This window comes from Rubrobacter calidifluminis, assembly GCF_028617075.1.
GTDB lineage: Bacteria > Actinomycetota > Rubrobacteria > Rubrobacterales > Rubrobacteraceae > Rubrobacter_E > Rubrobacter_E calidifluminis.
Window position 1 is genome coordinate 70,069 of the sequence record NZ_JAQKGV010000007.1, and the last position, 20,742, is coordinate 90,810.

Sequence of the window (20,742 nt, forward strand, 5' to 3'; positions counted from 1 at the left end):
ATCTGAAAACCGTCTTCAGCTCTTCTCTTCGAAGTCCTCCGGCGGCGCGCCGCAGACCGGGCACTCCTCGGGCGGCGCGACACCCTCCATCTCCTCGCCGCAGACGGTGCAGACCATGGTCACGGTCGCGACCGGGTGCGGCGCTCCGCCGTCCGGAGCCTCTATCTTCTCGCCGGTGTCGCGGGCGAGCTCGGCGATGGAGATCTTGCCCGTGATCACGTCCTCCATCGTGTTCCGGGCCCCGGAGAGCGCGTCCTCGACCAGCGCGAGGTCTATGTGGTTCGTGCCGCGTTCGCGGGCGAGCTTCTCGGTCATGTTGCGCGAAATGTTGCGCATGAAGCCCTTAGGCGCCCGCTCCAGGCGCTCGACGGCCTCTTCGGTCCAGGTGAACTCCTTCGAGCCGCCCTCCGGGACCAGCTTCCCGGCCTCCTTGAAGGCCCGGTGGTCGATCGGACACTTCCCGCCGCTCTCGCGCTCGACCTTCTCCCTGGCGTGGTGCACCGGGCAGCCGCTCGCCTTCAGCTCGGGTGCCTCGCGCCCGGTCTCCTCCCGGTAGCACTGCTCGGCGTACTCGCGGGTTACCGTGGTGTAGCCCTTCTTGAGCGCGCTCTTCTCCACCCGGGCCTTGACCCGGCGCTTCTCCTGCCACTCCTCCAGAGAATCGAGGAAGGCCTTGGCGTCGTCGGTCCAGTGCAGCTCGCGCCCGTCGTAGACCCCGGAGCGGTTGAGGTTCTCACCCTCCGCGGCCCGCGCGATCTCGGCGTCGACCGGGTGGAAGTGGGTCGGATCGGACCCGCAGACCGGGCAGCGGGCGGGCTTGCCCTTCGCGATGTAGTGGCAAACGTCGCACTCGTAGCGGTCCTTGCCCTGCGCGGCCCGCCGGATCTCCTCCTGTACCTCCTCGGAGACCCCGACGAGGTCCCCCTGATCCTCGGCCTTGCCGAAGCCGCCGCGGCCGGAGGAGAGGATCTCCTCCTTCTCGGAGGAGCCGTTCTTCCCGTGACCGTTCGAGGAGGAGCCGTTCTGCTTCGTGCGCTCGTCGAAGTCCTGGAAGAGGGAGTCTATCGGGGCCTCCTCGCCCGCGGCCTCTCGCTCGCGGATCTGGTCGCCGATGGCGTGCATGCTCTCCATCGCCCCCGGCGGGAGGATGTTCTCTATCACCTCGTCTATGACGCTCTCGGTGATGACCGTGTAGCCCTTCTCGATCGCGTAGCGCAGGACGGCGCCGGTCGCCATCCCGACGACGAAGCCCGGCACCCGGTCCATCCGGGCCAGCGCCTCTTTGGTCCAGGTCATGTGCTCGGCGGCGGTGTAGAGGTCCGGCGCCTGGTACTCGTAGTTGCCCACCAGCACGTTGGTCGGCAGGTAGCGCATCATGTTCTCCGAGTTGGACCCGATATCCATGTCCTCGTCGGAGTGGTAGCCGATGCGCCCCATCACGACCAGCGTCGGGTTGACTTCCTTGACGTACTTGAGCGTCTGCTCGAAGGGCTTGCCCGCAAGGAGCGTCGTCTTGAGGTCCACGCCCTCGTCGGCGGCTATCTTGCGGGCGACCTCCAGATGGGCCGTGTAGATCTTGGCGAGCCCGGAGTCGATGATCTCCTCGTGCAGTTTCTCCTGCTCCTTGAAGCGGAAGACCTTCTGCGCCTTGGTCGAGAGCACACCCGCGATGGAGTGGAACATCGCGTAGTGGAAGTAGGGGTCGAATACGGCTATCGCCTCGACCTCCCCGTCGAAGGCCCGCGCCAGGTCTATCGCTCTCTTGAGGCCCCCGAGCGACTTCGCCGAGCCGTCTATCGTGACCACGATGTGCTCGAAGGGGTTGCGGTCGAGGTCCTTGACGATCAGACAATCCGCCTTCTTCAGACGCCTGACCACCCGCTCGGTCACCGAACCGAGGACGGTGTCCTTGACGGCGGCCATGCCCATCGCGCCCATCACCACCAGGTCGTAGTCGCCGGAGTTGACGTCCTCGACGATGACCTTGAAGTTCTTGCCCTCCAGCGAGCGCCGCACGAGCTCCACCCCGTACCGCTCGCACAAAGGCTCCAGCACGTCGATGTAGGAGTCGGTTATGATCTCCAGCCCCTTGGTGATGAGCTGATCGTGGATCTTGCGCTGGCGCTTCATCTCGTCCTCGTCGCGGAACTCCTCCGGGAGCCCGCTCTCCATCTGCCTGAAGCGCACGTCGTGCATCCTGGCGGCGTAGGCGTGGCAGCCGGCGACCCGCCCGCCGAAACGGCGCGCCACCTCCACCCCGATGACGCACGCCTGGTTGGAGTAGTCCGAGTTGTCTACCGGAATGTAGATCTCCTTGTACATAGAACCCCTGCTCCCTAGCTTTCCAGGACGCGAGAACCGACGTCGATCACGCCAAGGCGGCTTTCCTCTCTACATCCCCGCAATCTATCCCTTACACCCCGCCCTCGCAAATGAAAGCGTTCACAACACGCCAGTAGCAATCCCTGACATCGTCCTGCGGTGACATCTTCCATCCTCCCGATTCTACCCGCGCACTGGCGGAATATCACGCGCCGGGTGAGGGGTCCATCACCGCCTCACTCCATCTCCCGAAGAGTCCGGGAGGCGAGCACGAGGAGAGCGACGCCGTAGCCGATCAGGATGGCGAGGTTGGTCCACACGTCCCCCAGCTCTCCGCCGGGTTTTATCACCTCCTGGATGACCTCGTTGGCGTAGAGCATCGGGAAGGCGTGCCCGAGCCACTCCGCCCACTCCGGCAACCTGTCCACGTCCACCAGAAAGCCCGAGAGGAAGACGGAGGGCAGTATGATAAGGGGCACGAACGGGAAGACCTGTCCCTCCCTGCGGGCGAAGGTGGAGACGAAGATACCGAGCATGATGGACGCTATCGCGAGCAGCCAAACGACCGCGAACAGCGACGCCAGCACGCCGGCGTCGTAGTCGAGCTTGAAGAGCCACAGCACCTCCGCGAGCGCGACGGCGGCCTGCAACGTCGCGAGCCCCAGGTACCCGAGCACATACCCGCCGATGATCTCGGCACGCCTGAAACCGTTCACGAACATACGCTCCATCGTGCCCGCCGTCCGCTCCTGCACGAGCGCGATGGCGCACAGCAGAAAAGCCATGAAGTGGACGATGAAGGCCGCCGCCGGGACGGCGTAGCGATCGGTGTCGAAGCCCTCCGGGAAGGTATCGAAGAAGATCTTGAGGAAGTACACGATGACGAGCGGCGCGACGATGGAGAGGCCGAGGAAGCGGGTGTTGCGCAAAAGCTGCCTGACGACCCGCCCGCCGACGGCGAGGGTGCGTCTCATCTCTCCTCCTCCCCGATGATCGAGAGCACGACCGTCTCGAGCGAGTCGGCCTCCACGCTGAGGGCGCTTATCTCCCGCGCGAGCCCGTAGGCCTTCAGCGCCTGCGCGAGATCCTCGGGCCGCCCGCCGATGAGGCGCTCTTCTCTTCTTCCGTCCCACTCGACGACGAGGCGGGTCTTCCCCCGCTGGAGGAGTCGCCGCGGGCTGTCGGCGGCGATGACGCACCCCTGGTGCAGGATCGCGATGCGGTCGCAGAGCACGGCCTCCTCCATGAGATGAGTGCTGATGAACAGCGTGGCTCCGCCCCCGGCGAGCTGCCGGAACTGCTCCCAGAACCGGCTTCTGAGCTGCGGGTCCACCCCGGCGGTGGGCTCGTCCAGGAAGAGCATCTCGGGCTCGTGGACGAGCGCACACGCGAGCGAGACCCGGTTCTTCATGCCGCCGGAGAGGGTGTGCACGGGATCCTTCGCCCGCTCCTCCAGCTCGACGAACCGGAGCGCCTCCCGCGCCCGCTCCCGCAGGCCCGAAATACAGTGGGCCGCACCGAAGAACTCGACGTTCTCCTGGGCCGGCAGATCGTCGTAGAGCACGGGGGCCTGCGGCATGTACCCGATTCTGCGCCTCAACTCTCCTCTTTCCTCCAGCGGGTCGAGCCCGAGCACCCGCGCCCGGCCCCCGCTGGGGCGCAGCGCCCCCACCAGCGTCTTTATGAGAGTGGTCTTCCCGGCCCCGTTCGACCCAACGAGCCCGAAGACCTCCCCTTTACGCACCGAGAGGTCCACACCCCGCAGCGCCTCCACCTTTCCGTAGCGTTTCTCGAGCCTCTCTACCTCTAGGCTTCCATCTCTACCTCCCCTCCAGCCTCAGCCCTTCCAGAAAGATGCCGACCATGTCCTGGAGATAGTCTTCGTCGGGCGGCGCGCCCTCCAGCAGCTGCGGTACGATCGCCTTGCCCATCATCTGTACGAAGAGCATCCCGACGAAGGCCCGGGCGCCAGATCTGGCATCGTGCGGGCGGAGCCTGCCGAGCTCCGCCTGACGTTCGAGGTAGAGCTCCAGAAACCGCAGCGCCCGCCCCAGACCACTCTGGAAGAACAGCTCCGCAACCTTCGGGTGGTGGGTGGACTCCCCGATCATCAGCCGCAAGAGCTGCCTGCTGGAGGTGGCGTCGGCCGTGGAGAAGAAGGCCCTCCCGACCTCCGCCAGCACCTCCTCCGGCGGCCGGTCCAGCAGAGCCTCAGGATCGCGTATCGTTTGCAGCAGGGGGACACGCGACCTGATCGCCTCCCGGAAGAGCGCCTCCTTGTCCTCGAAATACCAGTAGATCAGGGCCGGAGACTGCAGCCCCGCCGCCTCCGCAATGCCCTTTATCGTCGCCCCCCGAAACCCCCTCTCCGAGAACTCTCCAAACGCCGCCTCGAGGATCTGCTCCCGTCGATCCCGTCCCTCACCCAAAAGTACCTCCTGATTGATCGTTCAATCGTCAGTCCCAGTATATTCTTTATAGAACGATCAATCAAGTATCGTTGGGAGAAGGGCGGTGGTCGGGATCGAGCCGGTGTGGTGCTGGTAACATAGCGCCACCATGTCCGGACGAGAAGAGCTGCTTTCGCTTGAGAGCGCGATCACGGCGATAGAAGAGGCTGTTCAGGCGGTCTCGCGCGAGGTCGAGCGCGGCCGTCTGAGCGACGCGTCGATCGCCCGGCTCTCGCGGGTCGAGGCCGAGCTCAACCGCAGTCGGCTGACGCTGGAGAAGATCCTGCGGGAGGAGGCCTCCCGCGGGTAGTCACCGGGTGCAGGAGCCGGTACTCACGGGCTTCGTGCGTCCTGCAGCGAGGGAGAGGTAGCGCTCGACGACCTGGGTCGGTATGCCGTATCCGGCACGGTTGGAGTCGGCGCGGCTGGCGAAGATGGTGGCGACCACCCTGCCGCCGCCGTCCACGGCCGGGCCGCCGGAGTTACCGGGTCGGACGAAGACGCGGAAGCTGGTGACGGTGCGCTCCACCGGCCCGCGGTTGTAGGCGTTCGTCGAGATCACCTGCTGGGTCTCGCCGGTGCGGCCGGGCTGGACGTCGAGGGGGCCGTTGTCCGGGAAACCTATCACGGCGACCGGCTCGCCCGGTTCTGGCACCCCGAGGGATAGCGGGCGCATCCCCAGGTGGTGCACCTTCAGGATCGCGATGTCGTTCTTCGGGTTGAAGAAGACGACCCGGGCGGCCCGCATCGGCCCCACGCCACCCGGCTGCACCCGGGTGAAGCTCTCGCCGGCGACGACGTGGGCGTTGGTGACCACGGTGTTGGGAGCTGCAACCCAGCCTGTACCCTCCACGCCGTAGCCACAGGCCACGCCGGTCACCCGCACCACGCTCGAGCGTGCGTCAAGCACATCGGGGTCCTCGAGTATCCTGCGGGTCGGCGTCGGGACGTCGGCGCTGGGACCCTGTATCTGTGGGAGCGGGTCCAGCCGGGCCACCGCCCGGGTGATGAACCCGGCCGGCATCCTGTGGTCGAGCGCCTGCAGGATCCTGGAATCCCTGGCGAGGGAGCCCAGCCCGGTGAAGGAGGGGGCCTTAAGCGCAAAGCTGCCCACCACCCAGATCAGGACGAGCGCCAGGGCGAGTCCGAGCGCCGCCCCTCCGAACCAGTCCAGAATACCGGGTATCGGGCCCCTGAGACGTGATCTGAGGGCGTTGCCGAAGGCCCGGGCGACCACGTCGCCGAGGATCGCGAACGCCACGATGCCCACCAGGGTGATCGCCACCCCGGAGATGGGGTTCTCGCCCTGAGGCAGGAGGAGCGGAGCGATCCGGGATCCGACCGAAGCGCCGAGCACCATGCCGGCCAGAGAGAGGGCCCCGGCGAGAAAGCCGGTGCGGGCCCCCCGGAGCGCGACCAGGAGGGCGAAGAACACTATAAAGAAGTCGAGGATGCCCATGCGCACCAGAATTCTACAGCCGGAGAGCGCACTTTACCCTGGGAAAATCCCGGTTACAATCGTCTCATGCTGGCTCGCGAACTCCTCCCGGACGTACAGGAAGTCCTCGAGACCCGCCGGGAGCCCCCCTACCGGCTCTCGCAGGCTTACCGGGCGCTCTGCGTCTCCTTCGTGCGCGACTGGGAGGAGTGCACCGTCCTGCCGAAAGGCCTGCGCGACGAACTCAACGAGAAGGCCCCGGCGGCCACGCTCGAGCTGCTCAGGATCGCGCGCTCGAAGGACGGAACCCGCAAGTACCTGTTTCAGACCCGTGATGGACACCGTATCGAGACGGTCATGATCCCGGAGAAGGACCGCCGCACGGTGTGCATCTCGACCCAGATCGGCTGTCCGATGGGCTGCGCGTTCTGCGCCACGGGGCTCCTGGGGATAGAGCGCAACCTGAAGGCGCGCGAGATAGCCGAGCAGGTCTTCGTCGTAGCCCGGGACATCGCCCCCGAGCGCGTCTCGAACGTGGTGGTGATGGGCATGGGCGAGCCGTTCCTCAACTACCGCCAGATGATCCTGGCCCTGAGGGTCCTCAACGATCCGGACGGCTTCAACCTCTCGGCACGCCACATCGCAGCCTCCACCAGCGGGCTCGTGGACAGGATCCGACGCTTCGCCGACGAGCCGGAGCAGTTCCACCTGGCGATCTCGCTGCACACACCCTTCGAGGAGGAGCGCCGCCGGCTCATGCCGGTCGCCTCGCGGCATTCGATCTCCGAGGTGATGTCCGCGGCCCGCTACTACGTCGAGAGGAGCCACCGCAAGCTCTTCTTCGAGTACACCCTGCTCGCCGGCGTCAACGACCAGCCCCGCCACGCCGAGGCACTCGCCACTCTGCTCGACCATCCGCTATATCACCTGAATCTCATTCGTTTCAACTGGACGGATACGGGCTTCAGCGCGACCTCCCGCAAAGGCGCCCGCGAGTTCCTCGAGATGGTGCGTGAGCTCGGGCTCTCGGCCACCCTCCGGCCGAGCCGCGGGGCGGACATCGACGCGGCCTGCGGTCAGCTGGCGGCGAAAGACCTCAGGGGACGGCCGGTCGCCACCACGGGCTGAGCGAGGCACCAACCTGCACGCCGAGCCCACACACGAGCTCGATCCCCGCTCGAGAACCCTCTGGCGTATCAGCGGGGCCCTGATCTCACTCCTCCCGTTGGCCGGGGGTGTGGTTGCGAGCTGGGCCCTGATCGCGCGGGCGGATGTCGTTGCCTGGGTCGCCGCTCTGCCGGTGGTGGCCGTCTGTGGGTTCGCCTTCCTCTCCGTCGCCGTGGTACCGGAACTCCGGTGGAGGAGGTGGAGATATGAGCTCCGCGAGGAAGAGATCGACCTCAAGCGAGGCATCCTGTGGCAGAGACGTACGCTCGTCCCGCTCTCGCGCGTCCAGCACGTGGACACGAAAAGCGGCCCGCTGCAGCGCCGCTTCGGTCTCGCGACCGTGGAGGTCTACACGGCCGCCGGTCCGGAGGAAATCCCGGAGCTCGCCCTGCCGGTGGCCATGGAGGTGCGCGACCGTATCTCCGAGCTGTCCCGCACCGCGGAGAGACTCTGAGAACATGCACCACCTCCACCCGTCAGCCATGCTCTTCGAAGCAGCGCGCCACGTACGGAACTGGATCGGGGTGCTGTTCGGAGGCGGTACGGCGGCGCTGGCAGGTGGGCACCTGCCGGCGCACGTGGTTCTCACCGCCGGGACGCTGGTGCTGCTCTCGGGCTCTGTCGCCTGGGGGTTCCTCTCCTGGAGGGCGACCACCTACGAGGTCTCGGGAGACTCATTCCTGCTGCGCAGGGGGGTGCTGAGCAAAAACGAGATGACCATCCCACTGCAACGGATACAGTCCGTCGACGTGGTGCAGGGCGTGCCGCAGAGGATCCTCGGCGTCGTGGAGGTGCGCGTGGAGACCGCCGGAGGGGGCTCACGCTCCCCCGAAGCCGTCCTTCCGGCTCTGAGCCGGGACGCGGCCGAAGCGCTGCGCAGGGAACTCGAAGGCCCCGGGACGGCGGACGAAGGCAGGCCCCCGGCCAGGATTCTCGCGCGGCTTTCCACCAGAGAGCTGCTGCTGGCCGGGGCCACCTCCGGTCAGATCGGGGTGGCCCTCTCCCTGATCGGTGTGGTCTGGCAGGCTGCGGACAACTTCCTCCCGCAAGACCTGACGCTCCGTCTGGCCGAGAGGTTCGCCCCTCACTCGGCGGTGGGCTGGGCATCGCTGGCACTCGCAGCCGGGCTGCTCGCCTGGCTGCTCTCCATCGGGGGCACGGTCCTGGCCTACACGGGCTTCACCCTCTCAAGGGAGGGTGAGATCCTGCGCATCCGGCGCGGTCTGCTGGAGAGGAACGAGGCGGCGCTCCCCGTCTCCCGCATACAGGCCGTCCGCATCGTCGAGGGCGTCCTGCGCCAGCCCCTCGGCCTGGCGACGCTGCGTGTGGAGAGCGCGGGCTACGGCAAGGACGCGGGCGTCTCGACGACTTTGTTCCCTCTGCTCCCGCGCAGCCGCGCCCACGAGGTGCTCCTCGCCGCCGTACCCGAGTTCGCCGCCGACCCCGCCCTGCGCCGTCCCCCCGACCGGGCGCGGCGCCGCTACGCGATCCGCTCCGCCCTCCCGGCCGCCGCGCTCGCCGCCGCCCTGATCTTCCTGTTCACCACCCTCGCCGACGCCGGGCCCCCGGGCTTCCTCCCGGTGCTCGTCGTCCCGCCGGCCCTCCTCTACGGCCTGCTAAGCCACCGCGACACGGGCTGGGCCATCTCCGGGGACCGGCTCGTCCTGCGTACCCGCCGGCTCTCCCGGACGACCACCATCATCCCCCTGCGCTGCCTGCAGTCGCGCAGCGTGGTACAGAACCCTCTCCAGCGCCGGGCCCGCCTCGCCGGCTTCCGGGTCTCGATCGCCTCCGGCAGGGGCCGGGTGCACACGACCATAACCGACCTCGACGCCGCAAGCGCGCACACCCTGCTGGTGCGAACCGGGAGCCCCGCCTGAGCGACCTCCGGGGTCACGCGGGGATCACGGCCGCCCGGGAACGTCCGCACCGGAGTACACGGAGGCCGGGCGGGGGAGCTCAACGCGCTGGACGGTGCTCTTGTTCTCTTCGTCCTCGCTCACGAGCCAGAGCTCGTCCAGCAGGGCCGACTCCTGTATGTCCCCCACGTGGGAGATGATGAAGACCTGCCCGAAGGTGCGCTTCAGACGATCGAGCGCCAAAAGCACGTTGTTGCGCCGCTCGCCGTCGAGGGATCCGAAGACCTCGTCGAGGACGATGAACCCCGGCGCGTACCCCGAGCTGCGGGCGGAGATCATCTTCGAGAGCGCCACGCGCGCCGCCAGGCTCACTATGTCCGCCTCCCCGCCCGAGAACCTCTCTATCTCGTAGGCGTCCGAGAGCCCGTCGAAGAGCAGGATGCCGTAGTCCTCGTCGAACTCGACCCGCTCGTAGCGCCCGTCGGTGAGCGTGCGGACCATCTCGCTGGTCTCGGCCTGCAGGGCGGGCCGGGCCCGGCCGCCGAGCCGGGCGTAGAAATCCTTGAAGAGCTCGTTCATCCGCCTGAGACGGGCGGCGAGCGCGGCCTGCTCGTCGGCCTCCTTCCGATCTCTCTCGTATCGGGAGATCTCACGCTCCGCCGCCTCGAGCGCGTTCTCCAGGCGCATCCACTCCCGTTCGAGCTCCTGCGCCCTACCCCTCTCCTCCTCGAGGCGCGCCTCGGCGAGCCTCAGCTTCCGCCCGGCGGCGACGTAGGCCTCCTCGTCGAAGCCGAGCTCCTCGATCCGACCCCGCAGCTCTCGCGCCCTCCCCTCGGACTCCTCCACGGCCGCGCGCGCCTCTTCGAGCCTCCGTTCCAGCTCCTCGCGTTCGGCGATGCGCCGCCGCATCGCAACGACGGTCCCCCGGATCTCCTCGAGCCTCGCCCTCTCGCGGGCGAGCCGGTCGCGCTCGGCGGGCTTGTAGGAGACCCCGGCGAGCCCTTCGAGTTCCGACTCGATCCGTTCCGCCTCCGCCCGGTACTCGAGGAAGCGCTCAAGGAGGCCCTCGAGGAGGGCTCGGGAGCCGCGGAAGCGCTCGAGCCACGACACGCGCTCCTCCGCACGTCGAACCTCCCCGGCATCGGGCGGGGGACCGGTGAGCAGGGCGCGCCGTTCCTCGAGCTCGGTGCTCCGGCGTGAGATCTCTTCGAGCCTGCGCTCCAGGGCGGCCGAGAGCTTGAGGTGATCTTCCCGCAGCGAGCGCCAGCGCGCGAGACGCCCCTCGAGCTCCTCCAGCCTCCGGTCACACTCCTGTGCCCTCTCCCTCAGCTCCCCGGCCCGCGCCAGGGTCTCACGAGCCCTCCTCAGGAAGTCCTCCGCCTCGTCCTCCAGCGTGCCGAGCACCTCCTCGTACTCGTCCTCCCCCTCGAAGCCCCGGTGGCAGGTCGGGCACTCTCCCTCCGCCCCGGCCTCCTCGACGATCTCCGCCGCCCGCTTCAGGTTGCGAGCCTGCCGCTCGTCGGCCCGCGCCGAGCCCTCGAGAGAAGAGGCCTCCCGTTCGAGCGCCCCCCGCTCCTCCCGCAGCCTCCCGACGGCCGCCTCCAGATCCTCACCACCGGAGACCTCGCGCAGGCGCTCCTCGAGGGCCGCGAGGCGGGCCCGCTCCTCCGCGGCCGCCGCTTCCATCCCGCGCAGCTCCGCGGCGGCCTCCTCGACCGCGGCGTGCCCATCCGTGAGCTCCTCGAGGTTCCTCAGGTGCTCCGCCGCCGAGCGTGCGGCCTCGGGGACCTCCCGCCGCAGGAGGTCCAGCGCCACCTCGGCCTGCCGGGACGCCTCGGACATCTCCACGAGCTCTCGCCAGCCGGGAACGGGTTCGCCGGGCACGTCGAGGTCTTCGATCAGGGCCGAGATCCGATCGAGGGCCTCCGCGGCCCGCCGGCGGGCGCGGGCGAGATCGCCCCGCAGCTGCTCGCGTCTCTCGGCCTTCCTGCGCGCCTCTTCGAGCCGCGCGAGGTCCTGCTCCACCTCCGGCAGCCGCCCCAGCTCCGGCTCGAGCCGGCGGACCTCGCGCTCCTCCTCCGCGAGCCTGGCCAGCCGGCCCTCCAGGTCCCGCCCCCTCTCCCCGGCCGACTCCCGCTCCGAGAGGGCCGCCTGCAGCGCCGAGGAGAGGCGGGTATGCTCCCGGTAGAGCCCCTCGAGCCGCTCCCGCTCCGAACGGGCGGAGTCGAGCTCTTCCCTGCATCCCTCGAGGCGTCTCGCGGCCCCTTCGCGTGCCTCTTCGAGCTCCTCGCGGCGACGCAGGAGCTCCTCGCGCCGGGAGACGAGCTCCCGGTACGCCCCCTCGTCCAGGCGTCCGGCGAGCACCTCGGCCCGCTGCCGGGCGGCCTTCAAGTCCTCGTTGAGCAGCTCCCGGGCCCGCTCCACCCGGCTTATCCCGAGCAGCCTCGCCACCTCCCGCTGCCGGGCGACGCCGGTGATCCCGGAGAAGAACTCGAGCTCCTTCTGGCGGGCGAAGAAGGTGGCCTCGAAGGCCGGAAGGTCCATCCCGAGCAGGTTCTCCCTCACCCATCGGGTGACCTCCTCCGGTCCCCCGACGAGCTCCTCCCCCGAGGTACCGAGGACGTGGGCTTCCGCCCTTCCGCTCCTCAGCGACCGCTCGACGGTGAACGTGTCGCCGTCGGCGTCCAGCGTCACCCGCACGACGCTCCTGTCCCGCGTGGACCCACCGCTCCAGGGGATGAGCTCGTTCCTGAACCGGTCCCGGCCCGCCCTCGGGCCGAAGAAAGCCCAGAGGATGGCCTCGAAGATCGTGGTCTTCCCCGCGCCGTTGGCCCCGACGACGCCGATGGCCCCCTCGGGAGGCTCGAGTTCGAGCGGCTCGCGGAACTGCTTGTAGTTCTCCAGGTAGAGCCTCTGCAGGATCACGCCGCTCCCCCCCTCTCTTCCTCCCCGGCCCGCTGCAGATACCCGAGCCCACGGCGCAGGAAGTCCTGCGCGAAGCCTTCGTCCATCTCCCCGTTCTCACGCCGGGCGCGCACGAAGCCCTCGAACTCCTCCTCGAGCGGCCCGAAGGTCGCGGAGGCGGGCGCCTCCTCTGCTCCCCCGGCGCCCGGCTCCGCCCCGCTCACCTCGAGGCTGAAGTTCAGGCAGCGCCCCCGCAGCTCGCGCAGGAGGGCCCGGTCCACCTCGCCGCCTATCCCGGACGCGGCTCCGGTCACCTTCAGGCGGACGATCGCCCCGTCCAGCTCCTCCCGCGAGACCCGCTCCCGGATCGCCTCCGTGAGGGCCGCGCCGTCCATCCCGCGGGCGTCTATCGCGGGCAGGTCGATCATGGGGCGGGCCGCGATCGGGACGTGTTCGATCTCGAGCCCGTCCCCGGAGATCTCCACGAGCGCGAAGCCCGGCTCGAAGTCCACCTCGGCGAAGCTGAAGCGCTCGGTCGCCCCGGCGTAGCAGGAGACCTTCCCGTGCCGGCCGAAGCCGTGGTAGTGGCCGAGCGCGACGTAGTCGAAGCCCAAGTCGAGCACGCCCTCCGGCAGGTCGACCTGGCCGAGCTCGTGCCCCTGGATCTCGAGCCCGGGCACGGTGCCGTGGGTGACCAGGATGTTCAGGTCGGCCTCCCCGTCGGGGTTCACCACGAGGTCGCGGTCGGCGACCGCCCCGTGCGGGAGCAGGGTCACGCAGACCGTGGCCCCCCCGGCCTCGAGCCGGACTTTATCCGGCTCGAAGCCGTAGGCGAAGTCCGCCCCGAGCAGGTTGGCGTAGGCCAGCGCCGCCGTCGTCGAGCGCAGGCGGGGGGTCTCGTGGTTGCCGGCGATCCCGACGTAGGGTATGTCCTCCCTCAGGATGCGGTGCGACTCCCGGAGGAAGTCCACGATGACGTGCGTCGCGGGCCGGATGGTGTCGAAGACGTCCCCGGAGTGGACGACGAGGTCCACGTCCCGCTCCAGGATCGCGTCGACGGCCCGGCGGTAGGCGTCGCTGGCGTCGACCTCCCGCTGGTTGCGGTGGGTCTTGGGGCAGAGCTTCGCGTAGCGGCTGTACCCCAGGTGGGTGTCCGAGACGTGGGCTATGCGCACCAGGGTTCAGCCCTCCAGACGGTCTATCCCGCGCAGGATGCGCGAGCCCCTCCCGTCGTATCTGCGGGCCCCGCCCCCGAGCTCCCTCTTCAGGACCCGGTACGGGTCCCCCCGCATCCCGTTGCGAAAAGACGCCCTCACCCTGTTCAGCTCCTCGATCACCTTCTCCTTCGGCACCCCCTCCACCAGCGCCCGCACCTCCGGCAGGGAGGGCGGGGTGTGCCCGAGGCTGCGGATCGTGGCCTGCACCTCCTCGGCTATGTCGAGGTTCCGGGAGCCGAAGATGTCCGTCCCCTGCCGGCCCATCAGAACCGGCGGGCGCGGGAAACGCCCGAAGACGGGAACGGCGTAGTGGGCGTGGCGCAGCAGCAGGCGCCCCTTCTCGAGCGAGAGCAGCTCCTCGCGGGTCGTCTGGGAGAACGAGCGGTAGCTGGCGTTCGTGATCTCCTCGTCCCCGATCCTGCCGTAGAGGCTCGTCGCGGCGTTGCCGACGACCTCGTCGTCGACCTTGCTGCGAAACTGCTGCGCCCCGAAGAGCGTCAGGTTCAGGTGCCGCCCGCGGGCCGAGATATCCACGAGCGTCTCCTTGAGCGGGGAGCTCTTCGCGCCGGAGGGCGCGTACTTGTTGAGCTCGTCGACGAAGATGATCAGCTTGTCCACCCCCAGCTTCCCCTGCTCGGCCATCTCCCAGATACGCCCGATGACGCTGGTGACGATCAGATCCTGCGGCACCCCGGAGAGCTGGGAGATGTCCACCACCCGCATCTCCCTGTCCTCGAAGGGGTCCTCCACCCGCGGCAGCCCGCCGTAGTCGACCCTCCCGTGCACCAGGAGCCCCGCGCACTTGCTCGGCAGGCCGCTGAAACGGTTGTACGCCTTGCGGATCGTCGCGACGTGGTGTCCGTGCCAGGTCGAGACGGTCTTGCCCTCGTCCTCGGCGTCCTGGAAGTAGTCTTCTATCTCGCGCATGAGGCCCTCGTAGTCCGCCATGGTCCTTATATCGCGGGCTTTGAGCTCCTCGACGAAGCCGCGGAACTTGTCGTCGTAATCTGCGGGGTCGAAGATCCTGCCGGCGTAGGGCAGGACGTCCCCGAGCTCCCAGACGATCGGGTAGACGCACCCGCTCTCCGCCGGGGTGTTGCGCAGCGTGTTGAGCTCGCCGGCGGAGACGGAGGCGGCGTCCAGGGTTCCCACCCCACCACGGACCCCGTAGCGCAGCGGGGCGAAGACCCTGAAATTCTCGAAGGGCCTCTCCTCGAGCCCGAGCGCCCGGTACATCCGGCGCTCTTCCTCGCTCAGACCCCCCTGACCGGCCCGCTCGTAGCGGGCGGCGAGGTCCGGGGCGTCCTGCGGGGGCTCGACCGGCTTGTCCAGGAACAGCAGGTCCGCGCCTTTGACGTTGAACATCAGGGCGGCGACCTTCTTGTCGGGGACGTTCTGGAAGATGCTCGCGATGGTGAAGAGGGCGTGGCTGGTCTTGGTGGAAAGCCCGCTCATGCCGGTAATGTTGAGGTGGCCGGCTTCGGGCCCGAGCAGGTAGTCCTCGTCGACGTAGAGGGGGGTGCGCTGCGGGCCCCCGTCGACCTCGTTGCCGTTCTCGTGCAAAAGCAGCGGGATCCTCCTGCCGGAGAAATCCTCCACCCCCAGGGCGAACTCTATCGCCCGGCGGGTGGCGAAGTAGACCGGGCCGCTCCTGACCGGCCGACGGCTCTTCCGGTCCGGATCGCGGTGGCAGGTGTCGAGGACGCGGGCGCACCACACCAGGATCTCGACCCGCTCGGAGAGCGCCTCCAGCGCCGGGTCGCCGTCGTAGGCGTAGAAGTCGTCGAGGAAACTCTCGAGGTCCGAGTAGCGCCGGGGGTCGTCGAGGACGGCGATGGCCGTGGCGTCCTCGCTCTCGGCCGCGACGATGTGCCCGATGTCCAGACGGCGGGCCGCCTCGGTCTCGGCCGTCCAGAAGTAGAACTCGTGGGCCGTGGCCGGGTACTCCTCGCTGGTCACCACGCGACCCACCGGGCCGGATCTCTGGTCTATGAACTCCGGGTGTATCATCCTCGTCCTCCCTCGAGAGCCGCGATCTCGCGTTCGAGCCTGTACCGGGCGCGCCTGCCCTCCTCGAGCAGGGGCTTGAGCAACCGCTCGACGTGGGCGATCGGGTAGATCATCGAGTGCCAGCGGGGGTCGGGTTTTGCGAGCGGGGCCCGCTCGGCGAGCAGCCAGCGGCTCACCTCGTCGAAGACGGCGGTGCTCTTCTCCCCGGAGGGGCTCGGTACGACCGTCTCGACCCGTACCAGCCCGGCGGTGGCGTCCGCCCCCTCCCCGGAGGCGTAGGCCGGGTGCAGCCTGACGTACCAGGAGGCCCGCTCCTCCTCCTCCCTCCCGGCCTCGACCCTCTCCTTCCGCCAGGGGGGTACGAAGGCCGTCGTCCTCATCCCTTCCTCCAGCTCGAGGAGCATCCGCGCCTCCTCCCCGCCGAAGAAGAGCCTCCTGGCCCCCTTGACCAGCCCGGCGGCGTTCGCCACCGGGAGCGGCAGCTGTCCGTCGACCGCGATCCAGCCGTCACCCGTCTCTATCTCGGCCCACCGGCGCAGGAGCTCGGCCTCGAGCGCCCCGCGCAGCGCGTTCGCCCTGCGGTAGGCCCGGCCCTTGAGCGCCGGATAGTCGGCCGGGTCCGTCTCACCGTGCAGCACGGAGTCCACGAGGAGCATCTCCTCCCCCGAGGAGATCGCCCCGGCGTCGGAGTCGACGAGCGGGAGCCCGCTCTCCCGAAGGGTCTCGCCGAGCACCTGGATCCTCTCGTCCCCGCCGCTCACGGGCAGGATCACGGCCCGCAAAACCCGGGGTACGCCCTCCACCGGGAAGCTTCTCAGCCTCCGGCCCTCGCGGCGCGCGATCCCGGCCGCCACCGTGGTCACGACGACCGGCACCGTACCGACCCGCCCGATCTCCTCGGTCCTCTGCACGCCGTCGAGGAAGTACTCGAACCTGCTCGTTTGAGCGGGCTCTCCGGGATAGCGGGCGACGACGGGATCGTGCTCGAAGGCGTCGAGCGCGCGGCTTCCACCTCCTCCGTCGTGCTCCTCCTCGAGACGGAAGCTTTCCCACTCGAGGTTCGCACCTCCGGCGTGGAAGTGCAGCCCGCCCTGCGAAGCCTGCCTGAATGCCTCCCCCAGCAGCCGCGCGAACTTTCCGGCCCCGCTCTCCGCCTGCATGCCCCCAAGTATACGCGGGCCCGGGGCGCGGGACTATCCCTCCACGCCGGGTTCCGGCACGGGGAGTTCGAAGTTGCGGCTCGCGAGCGCGAGCGCCCGGCGGAAACTCCGGCGCTCTTCGGGGATGGCGGAGAGGTGCTCGCGGGCCATTCCGAGCACCTTTTTCGCCTCCGCGCGCCGCTCGTCGTCGTTGGGGATCACCTTCGAGAACTCGTACTCCAGATCCCCCCCGCGGGCGGCGTAGAAGTGGAACGGAAGCTCCCGCTGGCGACCGAGACCCGAGAGCGCCGCATCCCCCGAAACCCGCAGGATGTCGAGGACGGTCGCCGCGGAGAGCACCTCCGCGGCGTCGTGGTAGATGCTGAAGGCTAGCCTCACCACTGGACCGAAGGACGTTCTGTAGAGCTCCAGGCGGCGCACGATGCGCGCCGGCCCCCGGGCCGACTCGATCTGCCCCTCCCCGGCGGCGACGACGACGTGCGCCCGCGGCGGGCGCATCGAGCCGCGGGCGCGGGCACCCACCAGGCGTGCCTGCGGCGCCTCCGCTGCCGCTGCAGCCAGGGTCCGGCGCAGTCGCTCCGGAAGCTCCAGACCCGTCGAAGCCGACGTCCTATCGCTCATCGGCGAAGCGTCGGAAGAAGCGGGTGAAGTACGCCACGGTCTCGAAGTAGTCCTCGAGCCTGACGCACTCGTTGGGGGAGTGGATGCGGCTGCCGGCGAACGCCACGTTGCCGGTCATGACCGTCGGGATGCCGAGCTCGGTGGCGATGAGCGAGGTCGGGCCGCTGCCCCCGATGGTCGGGTAGACGACGGCGTCGTCGCGGCCGCAGTCCTCCCAGGCGGCGACCGAGGTCTTCACGACCGGGGAGTCGACCGGGGTCTTGGCCGGCTCCACGCCGTGCATCTCGACGACCTCCACGTCGTCGAAGCCGTGCTCGTGGAGGTGGCGGCGCAGAAGCTCGACCACGGCCTTCGGGCTCTGTCCGGAGACGAGGCGGAAGTCCATCTTCACGAAGGCCTCTGCGGGGACGATCGTCTTCGAGCCGGGGCCGGTGTAGCCGGACTGGATGCCGGCGATGTTCGCCGTCGGGCGCAGCAGGTACTCCTCGAGCACCTCCCGTCCAGAGAGGTTCCGGTCGAAGGCGGAGACCCCCCAGGACTCCATGAGCGCCCCGCCGTCGAAGGGGATCTTCGCTATCGCCTCACGGTCTTCTTCGGTGGGCTCGTCGGCCATCTCCAGGAAGCCTTCGAGCGTGATCTCGCCGCGCTCGTCCTTTATCGTGCGCAGCACCTGAACCAGCCGCCAGACCGGGTTCGGCGCGATCCCGCCGTACATGCTGTGCAGGTCGTGGGAGGCTCCGCGCGTCCTGAGCTCGACGTAGGCGAGCCCCTTGGTGCCGCAGCAGACGACGGGCCTCCCCCCTTCGTCCTTCGCCCCGCCCTCCCACAGGCAGGCGTCGGCCGAAAGCCTCTGCGCGTTCGACCTCACGAAGCCCCCGAGGTTGGGGCTCCCGACCTCCTCCTCGCCCTCGACCAGGAACTTCACCCGGAAGGGGAGCTCGCCGTAGAGCCTGCGGTAGAGCCTTATGGCCTGGATGCGCGAGAGCACGTCCCCCTTGTCGTCGGCAACCCCGCGGGCGTAGAGGACTCCGTCGCGCACGACCGGGTCGAAGGGGTCGCTCTCCCAGAGCTCCAGCGGCTCCGGCGGCTGCACGTCGTAGTGCCCGTAGGAGAGGAGCGTCCTCTCTCCCTCCCCGAGCTCCGCGTAGACCACGGGGTGACCTCCGGTCTCGAATATCTCCGCTTCCGCCCCGAGGTCCTCCAGCTTCCGCCGGACCCACCCGGCACACTCCCGGAAGCGCTCGCCACCCTGGGCGGAGATCGAAGGTATCCGCAGGAACTCGACCAGCTCCTCGAGGAACCCGTCCCTGGCGTCATCCAGCAGCCGGTTCAGATCGTCCGCCGCCATGCGACCTCCCTCTCGTCGACTCCCCCGAGAGATTAGCACTTCCACCCGGAGGTGCGGTGGTCCGGCAGCATGGTTACTGATATATTTTGAGCGTACAGGATCGTTCTTTTTCGTACCGGAGAGAGGATGCCCCGACACATCGTACACGACCCGAAACGGCCCCACCACCGGGACCCGGACGAGTTCCTCGGCCTCGACCTGGAGAACATGAGCCCGAAAGCCCAGGCCATAACCGGCACGGTGGTCGGCGGTGCCATCCTCGCCGGGGTGGGGTTCTTCCTCGTCTTCCACCCCCAGTTCTTCTGGCTGATCTTCGTCTTCGGGTGGCTCATCTTTCCGGCCATCAGGCTCTTCGCGAGGGGGGTGGCGGGGCTCGCGGACGTCCGGGAGATGCCCTCGGCCAAAGCCGGCAAGGAGAGAGAGCTGCTGCGGGCACTCCAGGCACACGGGGAGCTCACCCCGGCCCAGGCGGCCCTTGAGACCTCGCTCTCCGTCTCAGAGGCGGACAGAATGCTGAAAGAGCTCGCGGAGGGCGGGCACCTGGACGTCCGGGTGCGCGGCGGGGCGCTCTACTACTCGCTCTGGAGCGGGCAAGGGGAGCACCGCGAGGAGGAGATCGAACGCGGCTGAAGGAGCCCGGGGGTGGTTATCGTGGTATCATTCTGGTGCTTGCAAGAGGGGGTTTAACCCGTACCAGAGCGGGGGACAAACAGGCTAGGCTCTATGGAAGAGAGAAAGATTCCGGAAACTCTCGAAGAAGCCTACAGGCTTCGGGACGAAGCCGAGGATCTGGAGACGCGCGAGTTCTACCAGGAGCACGTCTACCGGTTGCGGCGTGAGGAGTACCGCGCGCGGGGGATACGCACCGAGATCTCGTCCCGCCGCCGCGAGCGACAGAGCGCCATCGAGTTCTCGCGCGAGATGTTCTTCATGGAGGTCTCCGAACTTGCAAGCAGACAGGGCCCACAGGTCCAGCATGAGGCGCGTCGCTACGCCTCCAGGCTCGACACCCACGCGTTCCTGAAGCAGCTCGCCTCCCCGAGCTCCAGGGCCGTCGACCTCTATCGCCGCAACTACCTGGAGCTCTTGAAGATGGGCAAACCCCCGGCGGAAGCCTACTACCTCTCCAGGATCATCGGGCTCGCCGGTAACGCGGAGTTTCGGCAGGCGATCGACTCCATTCGCCAGACAGGCTACCCGCGCGGCCGCTTCACCTACGCGCTGGAGCGGGCGGCGATCCAGATCCGGGACCTGCCGGGGGGCATGATCCTGATCCTGCTGACGTTCTTCGCCTCCCTGTTCGCCTTCGTCTGGGCGACGGGCGCGTGGGGTAAGGCGAGCCCGGGGACGATTTTCTTCGTCTCTTTAGGGCTCATCGCAGCCGGGGCGCTGATGCTCGTCTCCGCGGTGTTCATAGTCACCTTCATAAGATCCATAAACAAATGAACTAGCCGCAAACGAGCTCTGGGAGGAAACCGTCCCCGGCATCCTGTAACATACCCTCTGGATTCCGCGGTTTGGAGGGGGGTTCTCCATGGCTGGACGTCCGGCTCTCGCATTCGGTGCGGCATCGGTTCTCGTGCTCATCACCTTCACCTGTTGCGGCCTATCCGCCCACGCAAAGGCGTCCGGAAGTCAGCCCGCTGGGGGATACGTGACCCGGTGCGGCGGCGGCAAGATCTTCCTGAAAGCGAGTGAAATGCGCACCTTCGTGCTCCACAACCGGATCCGACGTCGCCACCACCTCAGACCATTCTGCCTCAACCCGAAACTCGAACGGGCCGCCCGGGCTCATTCCCGAGCCATGATAAGACGCGACTTCTTCGCCCACGGCGACGTCGGCCGGAGGCTGCACCGCTTCGGATACCGCTGGTCCCGCTGTGCGGAGAACATCGCCTGGGGCCAGAAATCCCTGGGATCACCGCACAACATCATGCGCTCATGGATGCACAGCCCACCTCATCGCCAAAACATCCTCGATTCCTACCTGCACGAGGTGGGCGTAGGCACCAGCTCCGGAACCTACAAAAATCACCACCACGTGACGATGTATACCGTGGACTTCGGTACGAGATCACCCCGCCGGTAAAACCCTGAAGCCGCCCGCTCACAACAGGAGGTCATCCCTCCCCGCCCAACCACATAATATTGAGTAATGTTAAGAAAAGCTAAGCTGATGTTCTGTTTATGGTTGACAGGCTGAGTTCAGCGTGAAAAAATTCATTTCTGTCAGGGAAGGTCCTCGA

The 20,742-nt window shown here is 68.2% G+C and carries 18 protein-coding genes; 7 read left to right on the forward strand and 11 right to left on the reverse strand.

Features of this window, described 5'->3' with window-relative positions:
- Window positions 1-15 precede the first annotated feature (15 nt).
- The 4 genes from PJB24_RS07395 to PJB24_RS07410 all read right to left on the reverse strand — a co-directional run bounded on the left by PJB24_RS07395 (window position 16) and on the right by PJB24_RS07410 (window position 4,751).
- A complete protein-coding gene (locus PJB24_RS07395) occupies window positions 16-2,322 on the reverse strand; it encodes a universal stress protein (RefSeq protein ID WP_273844330.1) in 2,307 nt (768 codons plus the stop codon).
- Between the two features lie 236 nt (window positions 2,323-2,558).
- Window positions 2,559-3,296: an ABC transporter permease gene (locus tag PJB24_RS07400; RefSeq protein ID WP_273844331.1), complete on the reverse strand. Its 738-nt coding sequence runs from the start codon at window positions 3,294-3,296 to the stop codon at window positions 2,559-2,561.
- Entirely contained in the window at window positions 3,293-4,096 is an 804-nt protein-coding gene (locus tag PJB24_RS07405; RefSeq protein ID WP_273844333.1) for an ABC transporter ATP-binding protein, read from the reverse strand. The genes PJB24_RS07400 and PJB24_RS07405 overlap by 4 nt, the downstream gene beginning before the upstream one ends.
- 46 nt (window positions 4,097-4,142) lie before the next feature.
- Window positions 4,143-4,751: a TetR/AcrR family transcriptional regulator gene (locus PJB24_RS07410; RefSeq protein WP_273844335.1), complete on the reverse strand. Its 609-nt coding sequence runs from the start codon at window positions 4,749-4,751 to the stop codon at window positions 4,143-4,145.
- A 130-nt stretch (window positions 4,752-4,881) separates the two neighbouring features.
- Between PJB24_RS07410 and PJB24_RS07415 the strand changes: the two genes are divergently transcribed.
- Window positions 4,882-5,082 carry a hypothetical protein gene (locus PJB24_RS07415; RefSeq protein ID WP_273844338.1) on the forward strand — a complete coding sequence of 67 codons (201 nt, stop codon included), beginning with the start codon at window positions 4,882-4,884 and terminating at the stop codon, window positions 5,080-5,082.
- Here PJB24_RS07415 and PJB24_RS07420 read toward each other — a convergent pair whose 3' ends face one another.
- Window positions 5,083-6,231, reverse strand: a complete 1,149-nt coding sequence (locus PJB24_RS07420; protein ID WP_273844501.1) for a MarP family serine protease — start codon at window positions 6,229-6,231, stop codon at window positions 5,083-5,085. It lies immediately after the preceding gene.
- A gap of 66 nt (window positions 6,232-6,297) precedes the next feature.
- Between PJB24_RS07420 and rlmN the strand changes: the two genes are divergently transcribed.
- The 3 genes from rlmN (at window position 6,298) to PJB24_RS07435 (ending at window position 9,257) form a co-directional block, all read left to right on the forward strand.
- Window positions 6,298-7,338: a dual-specificity RNA methyltransferase RlmN gene (gene rlmN, locus PJB24_RS07425; protein ID WP_273844339.1), complete on the forward strand. Its 1,041-nt coding sequence runs from the start codon at window positions 6,298-6,300 to the stop codon at window positions 7,336-7,338.
- Between the two features lie 97 nt (window positions 7,339-7,435).
- Window positions 7,436-7,831 carry a PH domain-containing protein gene (locus PJB24_RS07430; protein WP_273844343.1) on the forward strand — a complete coding sequence of 132 codons (396 nt, stop codon included), beginning with the start codon at window positions 7,436-7,438 and terminating at the stop codon, window positions 7,829-7,831.
- 4 nt (window positions 7,832-7,835) lie between these two features.
- Window positions 7,836-9,257 (forward strand): PH domain-containing protein, encoded by a 1,422-nt coding sequence (locus PJB24_RS07435; protein ID WP_273844345.1) that lies wholly within the window; start codon window positions 7,836-7,838, stop codon window positions 9,255-9,257.
- Window positions 9,258-9,281: 24 nt separating this feature from the next.
- On the opposite strand, the gene PJB24_RS07440 is transcribed toward PJB24_RS07435, so the two are convergent.
- Genes PJB24_RS07440 through PJB24_RS07465 form a run of 6 tightly spaced genes read right to left on the reverse strand, consistent with a single transcriptional unit; the run spans window position 9,282 to window position 18,496 of the window.
- Window positions 9,282-12,161 (reverse strand): AAA family ATPase, encoded by a 2,880-nt coding sequence (locus PJB24_RS07440; RefSeq protein ID WP_273844347.1) that lies wholly within the window; start codon window positions 12,159-12,161, stop codon window positions 9,282-9,284.
- On the reverse strand, window positions 12,158-13,315 hold the full coding sequence (locus PJB24_RS07445; protein ID WP_273844349.1) for a metallophosphoesterase family protein: 1,158 nt from the start codon (window positions 13,313-13,315) through the stop codon (window positions 12,158-12,160). Before PJB24_RS07445 ends, PJB24_RS07440 begins: the two co-directional genes overlap by 4 nt.
- A 6-nt stretch (window positions 13,316-13,321) precedes the next feature.
- Window positions 13,322-15,367 (reverse strand): ATP-binding protein, encoded by a 2,046-nt coding sequence (locus tag PJB24_RS07450; RefSeq protein WP_273844351.1) that lies wholly within the window; start codon window positions 15,365-15,367, stop codon window positions 13,322-13,324.
- Window positions 15,364-16,527 (reverse strand): hypothetical protein, encoded by a 1,164-nt coding sequence (locus tag PJB24_RS07455; protein ID WP_273844353.1) that lies wholly within the window; start codon window positions 16,525-16,527, stop codon window positions 15,364-15,366. The genes PJB24_RS07450 and PJB24_RS07455 overlap by 4 nt, the downstream gene beginning before the upstream one ends.
- 33 nt (window positions 16,528-16,560) lie before the next feature.
- Window positions 16,561-17,148: a hypothetical protein gene (locus tag PJB24_RS07460; protein ID WP_273844356.1), complete on the reverse strand. Its 588-nt coding sequence runs from the start codon at window positions 17,146-17,148 to the stop codon at window positions 16,561-16,563.
- The gene (locus PJB24_RS07465; RefSeq protein WP_273844358.1) at window positions 17,138-18,496 is read right to left on the reverse strand and encodes a M20/M25/M40 family metallo-hydrolase; all 1,359 of its coding nucleotides are present in this window, start codon (window positions 18,494-18,496) and stop codon (window positions 17,138-17,140) included. The genes PJB24_RS07460 and PJB24_RS07465 overlap by 11 nt, the downstream gene beginning before the upstream one ends.
- 126 nt (window positions 18,497-18,622) lie before the next feature.
- On the opposite strand from PJB24_RS07465, the gene PJB24_RS07470 reads away from it, so the two are divergent.
- From PJB24_RS07470 to PJB24_RS07480, 3 genes are all read left to right on the forward strand, one after another.
- On the forward strand, window positions 18,623-19,126 hold the full coding sequence (locus tag PJB24_RS07470; protein ID WP_273844361.1) for a hypothetical protein: 504 nt from the start codon (window positions 18,623-18,625) through the stop codon (window positions 19,124-19,126).
- A gap of 93 nt (window positions 19,127-19,219) precedes the next feature.
- Entirely contained in the window at window positions 19,220-19,942 is a 723-nt protein-coding gene (locus PJB24_RS07475) for a hypothetical protein (RefSeq protein ID WP_273844363.1), read from the forward strand.
- Window positions 19,943-20,030: 88 nt separating this feature from the next.
- Entirely contained in the window at window positions 20,031-20,585 is a 555-nt protein-coding gene (locus PJB24_RS07480; RefSeq protein ID WP_273844365.1) for a CAP domain-containing protein, read from the forward strand.
- The last annotated feature ends 157 nt before the right edge of the window (window positions 20,586-20,742 follow it).